We start from the raw sequence: 9,453 nt of genomic DNA on the forward strand, positions 1-9,453 counted from the left end.
TGGTTGAAAGTTGATTGCTTTGTTCAATAAAATAAAACAATGAACTTTCTGGAACACATGCGCATCTTTTCGCGCGTGGCCGAGCTTTCCAGCTTTACGCAGGCGGCAGACAACCTCGGGCTGCCCAAGGCCACGGTCTCGACTTCGGTGCAGCAACTGGAAAACCAGCTGGGCGCACGGCTGCTCCACCGCACCACGCGCAAGGTGTTGCTGACGCAGGACGGGCAAGCCTTCTATGAGCGCTGCGTTGACGCTTTGGCCGACATGGATGAGTTGCAGACCATGTTCCTGCAAAAAGATGCCGCGCTGCTCAAAGGGCGCGTGCGCATCGACATGAGCACGGTGATGGCGCAGGACGCCGTGCTGCCGCGCCTGCCCGAGCTGTTGCAAACCTATCCCCTGCTGGAAGTGGAGGTCAGCAGCACCGAACGCCGCGTGGACCTGGTGCGTGAAGGCTTTGATTGCGTGCTGCGGGCCGGCAAGGTGGTGGAGCCCGGCCTGATTGCCAAGCCGCTGTGTGACATGCGGCTGGTCAACTGCGTGAGCGCGGACTATGTGGCGCGCCATGGGCTGCCTCATACGCTGGCCGATCTGGCCGCGCACCAGCTGGTGCATTACGCGGCGGTGCTGGGGAGCAAACCCACAGGATTTGAATACTTGCAGGGCGACGAGGACCGCGCGCTGCCAATGCCGGGTCAGGTCACGGTCAACAACGCTGGCGCCTACCAGTCGGCCTGTCTGGCGGGTTTGGGGCTCATCCAGGCGCCCTATGTGGGCCTGCGCCGCTGGATCGCTAGCGGGGAGCTCATCATGGTGCTGCCCGCGTTCGAGGCGCGGCCCCTGCCGCTGTCACTGGTGTATGCCAGCCGGCGCAACCAGTCGGCCCGGGTGCGCGTGGTCATGGACTGGCTGAGCCGTGTGGTCATCGCGCATTGCACCGTGGATGCCGCTCATTTGGGTTCGCAATGAAGCAGCCCATACCGAACCGCCGCCAGTTTTTGCACGGTGCTGCGGGCACGCTGGCGGCCTTGGCCGGTTGCAGCGCCCGGGAGCCGCTGCAAGGTGGCTTCACGGGCATCAACCATGAACGCGGCCACTCGTTGCGCGACACCACCTCCTGGCCTGCTCCTGCGGTGGTGCGCAGGGCACGCGTTGTCATTGCCGGTGGCGGTGTGGCCGGTCTGGCCGCGGCGCGCGCCTTGGGCCTGCAGGGGGTGGAGGACTTTGCCTTGCTGGAGCTGGAAGACGAAGCGGGTGGCAATGCACGTGGCGGAAGTGTTGGGGGAATAGCCTGCCCATTGGGCGCGCACTACCTGCCCATTCCCGGCGATGACGCGCCCGACTTGCAGAATCTGCTGCAGGAACTGGGCCTGCGCAGACGGGTTGCAGGGCGCTGGGAATACGACGAGCGCCACTTGTGCCACAGCCCGCAGGAGCGCTTGTACTTCCACGGTGCCTGGCAGGACGGCCTGCTGCCTGCGCGGGGCGTGGGGGGCGATACGCTGGCGCAGTACCGGCGGTTTGCGGCGCTGGTGGACGAAGCCCGCCGCGCAGTGCGTTGGAGCATTCCCGCTTCGCACTCCCCGCACAGCGCCTTCAAGCAGCGGCTGGCCTCCATCACCTTTGAGACCTATCTGGGTCAGCAGGGGCTGACCGATGCGCATCTGCGCTGGTACCTGGACTACTGTTGCCGGGACGACTATGGCGCAGGGCTGTCCACCGTGTCGGCCTGGGCCGGCATCCATTACTTCGCTAGCCGCCATGGCTTTCAGGCGCCGGGCGCCGAACACCCGGAACACGACGGCCTGCTCACCTGGCCCGAGGGCAACGCCTGGCTGACGCGGCGCATGGCTGTACCGCTGGGCGAGCGGTTGCACACCGGGCAGGTGGTGCTGCGCATTGCGCAAGACAAACACCAGGTGGAGGTGGACAGCTTCAACACCCGCACCCACACCGTGGAGCGCTGGCAGGCGGACCGCGTCATCGTGGCGCTGCCCCTCTTCATCGCAGCGCGCGTGCTGCAGGACGCGCCGGACTTTGTGCACGAGACGGCCGCGCGCACCCAGCACGCGCCCTGGCTGGTGGCCAACATCCATATCGACCGGCCCCTGCAGGACAGGCCCGGCCCGGCACCCAGCTGGGACAACGTGCTGTACGGCGACGCGCAGACCACGCCCGGCCTGGGCTATGTAGACGCCATGCATCAGAGCCTGCTGCCGGTTCCGGGCGCTACGGTGCTGACCTACTACCGCGCCTTGGGCGACGTGCCGGGCGGGCCGCTGCGGGGGCGCAGGCAGTTGCTGCAGCAGCCCTGGAGCGTCTGGCGTGAAGCCATCATCAGTGAACTGACACCTGCGCATCCGGACCTGCCCTCCAAGGCGACGCGCATGGACATCACCCGCTACGGCCACGCCATGGCCATCCCCACGCCAGACGCGCAAGGCCGGGTGGGCTATCTGCCGCCAACTACCGGGCGCATTCACTTTGCCCATAGCGACTGGGCGGGCTATTCGGTGTTTGAAGAGGCCTTTGCCGCAGGACACCGCGCCGGGTCCACACGGATGCGTGACTGAGTCGCAAATTTCAAGAGGCGTATTGTTGCGATAAGCGAAACATGCTTGTTCTGTTTTGATGATTTCTCTTTGTATTTGGAAATACTAAAGTTCATCCCATCGACGAGACGAATGCAATTCCGCCCCATCGGTACCGCAAACAAGGCGTATTGCCGCAGTTTGCGGAATCATCAACTTTTAAGGAATGAAATCATGAAAACCTCTTACGCAAGCGCAATCGTTTTGGCTCTTTCTGCTTTGGCTGCTGGACATGCATCTGCAGGTACCGGCCCCGACCCATACGGTGAGGTTATGGGCTCGGGTGCTTCGACAATTTCCGCAGCCGGCAAAACCCGAGCGCAAGTGCTGAAGGAACTCGCTGACGCACAACGCACAGGCAATATTGTCGCCAATGTTGGCGGTGAAAAATCTGGCGTGAAGCTAGTCCAGCTGTACCCAACACAGTTCGCTACACAGGAAGCCCCAATTGGCAAGTCCCGCAGCCAAATAATGAAGGAGCTGTCTGAAGCACAGCGTACAGGTGACATCGTTGTGAACGTGGGCGGCAGCCACGGCGGTTTGAAGCAAAACCAAGTATTGGAACAACAGGTCTTCGCCGAATAGTCCTTTAGAAGACCTTGGCCATCAAGGCGCCTCTTCAAGGGGCGCTTTTTTTATGTGCGCGAGGGGCCCCATCGGCATGGTCTGTGCATATCATTCGCATGACTACCATGCGGAGCCGCTGTGAAGAAGTTCTTTTTGACTTTGGTTATTTTTCTGACTGCTGGGAGCGCCGTTGCGGAAAACGGTCGACTGGACTGCACCACGTTCAACGGCGGAAACAAGGTCTTTCACTTTCTCATCGATGTGGACCGGGATCGCAAGATCGTGCTGGTAGATGGCCAATTCACCACTGAAGTGTCCATTTCGGATTTCCACGTCAGTTTTGTGCTTGCCGATGGCAATGAAAGCTACAACTTCAATATCTATCCCAATGGCCGCCTGATTGCCATCCATGCGTCCAACAAGTCAACCTTGCTGATGCAGTGCACTTAGGTGAATGCCCGTTGGTCTGGGGTGATTCCGACAACTTGTTCACACCAGCCCGCGCAGCAATTCCTTTTGCTGGTAGTGCGCCGGCTGAAACAGGGCGAGCAAGGTATTCAGCAAGGCGTGCGCCTTGGCAGAGTGGTCACCACCGAAGTTGCACACATATACGTCCAGCGTCACCGCGCCCGTTTCCGGCCAGGTGTGTACGCACAGGTGCGACTCTGCCAGCAGCACGGTGGCGGTGACGCCACCCGGGCCCTGGGCGGTTGCGGGGAAGGTGTGAAACAGCTGGGCCACGGCCTGCAGGCCCGCGTCGTCCACCGCCTGCACGCAATGCGCGCCCAGGCGTATCGCATCGGTCAGAAGGGCCGCATCACAGCCACACTGGCGGAGGTCCGCGGTAAGGTGCAGGCCTTGCATGGCGGTACCGCGCCTCAGCGTGCGCCTATCGAAACCTTGCCAAAGACCTGTTGCGCCTCGCGTGGCAGGCAGCGCCAGTACACCGGGTTGGCCTGTACCGCGTCACCCAGGGCCGCGGCGGCCTGCCAGCCCCAGCGTGGCTGGTACAGAAAGGCACGCGCCAGGGCAATGAGGTCGGCATCCCCGGCTTGCAGAATCGCCTCGGCCTGGTGGGCGTCGGTGATCAGCCCCACGGCGGTGGTGACCATGCTGCTTGCCGCGCGGATCTGCCGGGCAAAGGGCACTTGGTAGCCGGGGCCGATGGCAATCTTCTGCTGCGGCGAGAGGCCTCCGCTGGACACGTGGATGAAGTCGCAGCCCAACGCCTTGAGCCGCTTTGAAAACTCGGCAACCTGATCGGCATCGAGTCCACCTTCCACCCAGTCGGATGCGGAAACGCGTATGCCCAGCACACCCTTGAACACTTCACGCACGGCGGCGAACACTTCCAGTGGATAGCGCATGCGGTTCTCCAGGCTGCCGCCGTAGGCATCGGTGCGCGCGTTGGACAGCGGGGACAGGAACTCGTGCAGCAGATAGCCGTGTGCACCATGCAGCTCGATGGCGTCTATGCCCATCTTGTCGGCGCGGCGGGCGGCGGTGACAAAGGCATCCCGCACCCGCGCCAGATCGGCCTCGCCCATTTCCTGGGGCGGCGCTTCTGACGGCAGTTGCGCGATGGCCGAAGGCCCAAAAGGCTTCCAGCCTCCAGCCTCTGCGCTGAGCAATTGCCCTCCGTGCCAGGGCAGGGCGCTGGAGGCCTTGCGCCCGGCGTGCGCCAGCTGGATGCACACGGCGGTGTGAGGCGCCAGCTTGCGCGCGCGTTGCAAAGTGTCGGACAGCTTGGCCTCGGTACGCTCATCCCACAAACCCAGGCAAGCAGGTGTGATACGCCCTTCGGGCAGCACAGCAGTGGCTTCGATGGTGAGCATGGCAGCGCCACCGTTGAGCAGATTGCCCCAGTGCATCAAATGCCAGTCCGTAGCCTCGCCATTCACGGCCGAGTATTGGCACATGGGCGCTATCACAATGCGGTTGGGAAGGGTGATGCCGCCGCGCGGCGAGGGCAGTGTCAGGGGGGAGAAAAGCAGGCTCATGGGGCAAGCATAGCGCGGGCAAGTAGCCCCGGGTTGCGCTGCATTAAAGGACTACACAGTGGCACCGGTAAAATGCGGAGTTCTCCCACAGCCCATCCCTTTACCGGAGCCGCCAACAATGGCCAATACCCAACAGATGGCAAGCGCAATCCGCGCTCTTGCCATGGACGCAGTTCAACAAGCCAATTCGGGTCACCCCGGCGCCCCCATGGGCATGGCCGATATGGCCGTTGCCCTCTGGGGCGAACACCTGCGCCACAACCCGGCCAATCCCCATTGGATCAACCGTGACCGCTTTGTGCTCTCCAACGGCCACGGCTCCATGCTGATCTATGCGCTGTTGCACCTCACCGGTTACAAGCTGCCCATGGAAGAGCTCAAGAACTTCCGCCAGCTGCACAGCAAGACCGCTGGTCACCCCGAGTTCGGCATCACGCCCGGCGTGGAAACCACCACCGGCCCCCTGGGCCAGGGCCTGACCAATGCCGTCGGCATGGCACTCGCAGAAAAACTGCTGGCCAAGGAATTCAACCGCGAAGGCCACACCGTGGTGGACCACAACACCTATGTGTTCATGGGTGACGGCTGCCTGATGGAAGGCATCAGCCACGAAGCCGCCTCACTGGCCGGCGCCTGGAAGCTCAACAAGCTGATCGCCCTGTACGACGACAACGGCATCTCCATCGACGGCCAGGTCGCACCCTGGTTCAGCGACAACACTGCGCTGCGCTTTGTCGGCTACGGCTGGAACGTGCTGGGTCCCATCAACGGCCACGACGCCGAGCTGGTGTCCAAGACCATCACCGAGGCCAAGAAGTCCACCGAGCGCCCCACGCTGATCATCTGCCGTACCAGCATCGGCAAAGGCAGCCCCAACCGCGCCAACACTTCCAAGGCCCATGGCGAACCTCTGGGCGCTGAAGAAATCAAGCTCACCCGCGAAGCCATTGGCTGGGAATACCCACCCTTTGTCATCCCCAAGACCGTGTACGCCGACTGGGACGCCAAGAAGGCTGGAGCTGCCGCGCAAAAGGAATGGACCGACAAGTTCAACGCCTACAAGGCCGCCTTCCCCGCATTGGCCAAGGAACTGGTACGCCGCTCCAAGGGCGAACTGCCCAAGAACTTCGTGCAGACTGCGGTGGACACCATCATCGGCGCCCACAACAAGGCCGAAACCGTGGCCAGCCGCAAGGCGTCGCAACTGGCGCTGGAATCCTTTACCGCAGCCATTCCCGAACTGCTGGGCGGCTCTGCCGACCTGACCGGCTCCAACCTCACCAACACCAAGAGCACGCCCAACCTGCGCTTCACGTCCCACGGTGACGTGGTGCAGACGCCCGATGCCAATGGCAATCTGGTCGGCGGACGCCACATCAACTACGGTGTGCGCGAGTTCGGCATGGCAGCCATCATGAACGGCATTGCGCTGCACGGTGGTTTCATTCCCTATGGTGGCACCTTCCTGACCTTCAGCGACTACAGCCGCAATGCCATCCGCATGGCCGCACTCATGAAGATTCGCGTGGTGCATGTGTTCACCCATGACTCCATCGGTCTGGGCGAAGACGGCCCCACCCACCAGTCCATTGAGCATGCTGCATCGTTGCGCCTGATCCCCAATCTGGACGTATGGCGTCCGGGCGACACGGCAGAAACCGCCGTGGCCTGGACCGTGGCGCTGCAGAACGAGAGCAAGCCCACTGCACTGCTGCTGTCGCGCCAGAACATCAGCTACGCGACCAAGGGTGACTCCGAATCGGCCCCCGATGCCAGCGGCCTGGATGCCATCAGCAAGGGTGCCTACGTCCTGTCTGAGCCCGCCGATTCCGGCCTGAAGAAGAAGGCGCAAGCCGTCATCATCGCCACCGGCTCCGAGGTGCAACTGGCGCTCAAGGCCCAGCAGGTGCTGGCCGAGCGCAAGATTGCCGTGCGCGTGGTGTCCATGCCCAGCAACACCACCTTCGACCGCCAGAGCGCCGAATACAAGAGCGCCGTGCTGCCTGCGGGCCTGCCGCGCGTGGCCGTGGAAATGGGCTCCACCGATGGCTGGTGGAAGTACGGCGTGTCGGCCGTGGTCGGCATTGACACCTTTGGTGAATCCGCTCCTGCGCCGGTGCTGTTCAAGCACTTCGGCTTTACCGAGCAGAATGTGGCAGACACGGTGCAGGCCGTGTTGCAGCGCAAGTAAGACAAGCGATTTTTCGGCAGTTTATTTTTAACGGAAGAGAGAGAAGCAAATGACTATCAAGATTGGTATCAACGGTTTCGGTCGCATCGGTCGCAATGTGCTGCGCTCTGCATTGCAGAACTTCAGCGACATCGAAGTGGTGGCCATCAACGACCTGCTCGAACCCCATTACCTGGCTTACATGCTGCAGTACGACAGCGTGCACGGCCGCTTCAAGGGCAGCGTGGCTGTCGATGGCAACACCCTGATCGTCAACGGCAAGAAGATCCGCCTGACCCAGGAAAAAGACCCGGCCAACCTGAAGTGGAACGAAGTCGGTGCCGACATCGTCATCGAATCCACCGGCATCTTCCTGGACAAGGCCGGCGGCGAGAAGCACCTGGCAGCGGGCGCCAAGAAGGTCATCTTCTCCGCCCCCAGCAAGGACGACACACCCATGTTCGTCTACGGTGTGAACCACACCAGCTACAAGGGCGAGGCCATCATCTCCAACGCTTCCTGCACCACCAACTGCCTGGCTCCTCTGGCCAAGGTGGTGCATGACAAGTGGGGCATCAAGCGCGGCCTGATGACCACCGTGCACGCTGCCACCGCCACACAGAAGACTGTGGACGGTCCTTCCAACAAGGACTGGCGTGGCGGCCGTGGCATTCTGGAAAACATCATTCCTTCCAGCACGGGTGCTGCCAAGGCGGTGGGCGTGGTGATTCCCGAGCTGAACAAGAAGCTCACCGGCATGTCCTTCCGCGTGCCCACCAGCGATGTGTCCGTGGTGGACCTGACTTGTGAACTCAACAGCCCTGCCACGCTGGCCGAGATCTGCGCCGAGATGAAGGCCCAAAGCCAGGGCGCCTTGAAGGGCGTGCTGGGTTACACCGAGGACAAGGTCGTTGCCACCGACTTCCGCGGTGAAACTTGCACCAGCGTGTTCGATGCCGATGCCTCCATCGCTTTGGACGGCACCTTCGTCAAGCTGGTGAGCTGGTACGACAATGAGTGGGGCTATTCCAACAAGTGCCTGGAAATGGTACGCGTGGTCAGCAAGTAATTTTTGCCGGCTCCCTCAAGGCGCGCCTCGGCGCGCCTTTTTTTATTTGCCACAGTGATTGGATTGACTTCATGAACCCGGGCGTTCTTTTTGCCTCCAGTGCCTACATTGCGTGGGGCCTGTTTCCGCTGTACTTTCACATGCTGGGCGGCGTGGGTGCGCTGGAGGTGGTGATGCACCGCACCGTGTGGTCGCTGGTGTTCCTGCTGTGTGTGCTGCTGGTGATGCGGCGCTGGGCCTGGTTGCGCCAGGTGACCAGCCAGCCGCGCGTGCTGGGAGCGTTTGCCCTGTCTGCGGCGCTGCTGACGGTCAACTGGCTGACCTACGTGTGGGCCGTGCAGAACCGCCATGTGCTGGATGCCAGCCTGGGTTACTTCATCCTGCCGCTGGTGAATGTGGCGATCGGCTTTTTCGTGCTGCACGAGCGGCCACGACGCGGCCAGTGGCTGGCGGTGGTAGTGGCGACCGCGGGCGTGCTGTGGCTGGCCATACAGGCCGGGCATCCGCCCTATACCGCACTGGTGCTGGCCTTGAGCTTCGGTGTCTACGGCTTGCTGCGCAAGGTGGGCGCATTGGGCGCGCTGGAGGGGTTGACGCTGGAGACCCTGCTGCTGGCGCCGTTTGCCGTCTGCGTGCTGGCCTACCTGACCTGGCAGGGGCAGAGCGCCTTTGTCCAGGGCGACGTGCCTACCCTGGCGTGGTTGGTGCTGGGCGGCCCGTTGACGGCCACTCCCTTGCTGCTGTTCGCTGCAGGCGCGCGGCGCATCACACTGACCACCATGGGCATCCTGCAATACATTGCGCCCAGCCTGCAGTTTGCGCTGGGGGTATGGCTGTTCCATGAGCCGTTCCAGAGTGCGCGCTTTGTCGGCTTCCTGCTGATCTGGACCGCGCTGGTGATCTACAGCGTGGAGGGCTGGTGGATGAGCCGAACGGTCTGAGTTCGTTGCAAAAGGCCGTGCAATTTTTTTGGCGCGGCGCAATAATCGCGAAAAAACTGGGAGGTCAAAAAGTTCGCGCCCTATAGGTGTGCAGCATAGGCTAGAGGCGCGGTGT

Annotated in this window: 9 protein-coding genes; 7 read left to right on the forward strand and 2 right to left on the reverse strand. The window is 62.4% G+C overall.

The genetic code is table 11. The features are described 5' to 3' along the window. Positions 1–39 precede the first annotated feature (39 nt). The 4 genes from AC1RMF_RS15690 to AC1RMF_RS15705 all read left to right on the forward strand — a co-directional run bounded on the left by AC1RMF_RS15690 (position 40) and on the right by AC1RMF_RS15705 (position 3,608). Positions 40–969 (forward strand): LysR family transcriptional regulator, encoded by a 930-nt coding sequence (locus AC1RMF_RS15690; RefSeq protein ID WP_493142544.1) that lies wholly within the window; start codon positions 40–42, stop codon positions 967–969. After that, positions 966–2,573, forward strand: coding sequence for an FAD-dependent oxidoreductase (locus AC1RMF_RS15695; RefSeq protein WP_342620265.1), 1,608 nt, complete (start codon positions 966–968; stop codon positions 2,571–2,573). The genes AC1RMF_RS15690 and AC1RMF_RS15695 overlap by 4 nt, the downstream gene beginning before the upstream one ends. Before the next feature lie 192 nt (positions 2,574–2,765). Beyond that, positions 2,766–3,176, forward strand: a complete 411-nt coding sequence (locus AC1RMF_RS15700) for a DUF4148 domain-containing protein (RefSeq protein WP_342620266.1) — start codon at positions 2,766–2,768, stop codon at positions 3,174–3,176. A 135-nt stretch (positions 3,177–3,311) separates the two neighbouring features. Continuing rightward, positions 3,312–3,608 (forward strand): hypothetical protein, encoded by a 297-nt coding sequence (locus tag AC1RMF_RS15705; RefSeq protein ID WP_493142547.1) that lies wholly within the window; start codon positions 3,312–3,314, stop codon positions 3,606–3,608. A gap of 39 nt (positions 3,609–3,647) precedes the next feature. Here the strand turns inward: AC1RMF_RS15705 and speD are convergent, their stop codons facing one another. Together speD and AC1RMF_RS15715 are read right to left on the reverse strand one after the other, a co-directional pair. Beyond that, positions 3,648–4,022 (reverse strand): adenosylmethionine decarboxylase, encoded by a 375-nt coding sequence (gene speD, locus AC1RMF_RS15710; protein WP_342620268.1) that lies wholly within the window; start codon positions 4,020–4,022, stop codon positions 3,648–3,650. 14 nt (positions 4,023–4,036) lie between these two features. Further along, a complete protein-coding gene (locus tag AC1RMF_RS15715; protein WP_342620269.1) occupies positions 4,037–5,158 on the reverse strand; it encodes an NADH:flavin oxidoreductase/NADH oxidase in 1,122 nt (373 codons plus the stop codon). 118 nt (positions 5,159–5,276) lie between these two features. Between AC1RMF_RS15715 and tkt the strand changes: the two genes are divergently transcribed. From tkt to rarD, 3 genes are all read left to right on the forward strand, one after another. Next, a complete protein-coding gene (gene tkt, locus AC1RMF_RS15720) occupies positions 5,277–7,349 on the forward strand; it encodes a transketolase (protein WP_342620270.1) in 2,073 nt (690 codons plus the stop codon). 49 nt (positions 7,350–7,398) lie between these two features. Then, positions 7,399–8,397, forward strand: coding sequence for a type I glyceraldehyde-3-phosphate dehydrogenase (gap, locus tag AC1RMF_RS15725; protein WP_342620271.1), 999 nt, complete (start codon positions 7,399–7,401; stop codon positions 8,395–8,397). Positions 8,398–8,468: 71 nt separating this feature from the next. Next, the gene (rarD, locus tag AC1RMF_RS15730; protein WP_342620272.1) at positions 8,469–9,338 is read left to right on the forward strand and encodes an EamA family transporter RarD; all 870 of its coding nucleotides are present in this window, start codon (positions 8,469–8,471) and stop codon (positions 9,336–9,338) included. Positions 9,339–9,453 lie beyond the last annotated feature (115 nt).

This window comes from Rhodoferax sp. GW822-FHT04A08, from assembly GCF_058801025.1.

Excerpts from the sequence above, each read along its gene's own strand:
- AC1RMF_RS15690 (WP_493142544.1), top strand. The coding sequence starts at position 40 with ATGAACTTTCTGGAACACATGCGCATCTTTTCGCGCGTGGCCGAGCTT.
- AC1RMF_RS15695 (WP_342620265.1), top strand. The coding sequence starts at position 966 with ATGAAGCAGCCCATACCGAACCGCCGCCAGTTTTTGCACGGTGCTGCG.
- AC1RMF_RS15700 (WP_342620266.1), top strand. The coding sequence starts at position 2,766 with ATGAAAACCTCTTACGCAAGCGCAATCGTTTTGGCTCTTTCTGCTTTG.
- speD (WP_342620268.1), bottom strand. The coding sequence starts at position 4,022 with ATGCAAGGCCTGCACCTTACCGCGGACCTCCGCCAGTGTGGCTGTGAT.
- AC1RMF_RS15715 (WP_342620269.1), bottom strand. The coding sequence starts at position 5,158 with ATGAGCCTGCTTTTCTCCCCCCTGACACTGCCCTCGCCGCGCGGCGGC.
- tkt (WP_342620270.1), top strand. The coding sequence starts at position 5,277 with ATGGCCAATACCCAACAGATGGCAAGCGCAATCCGCGCTCTTGCCATG.
- gap (WP_342620271.1), top strand. The coding sequence starts at position 7,399 with ATGACTATCAAGATTGGTATCAACGGTTTCGGTCGCATCGGTCGCAAT.
- rarD (WP_342620272.1), top strand. The coding sequence starts at position 8,469 with ATGAACCCGGGCGTTCTTTTTGCCTCCAGTGCCTACATTGCGTGGGGC.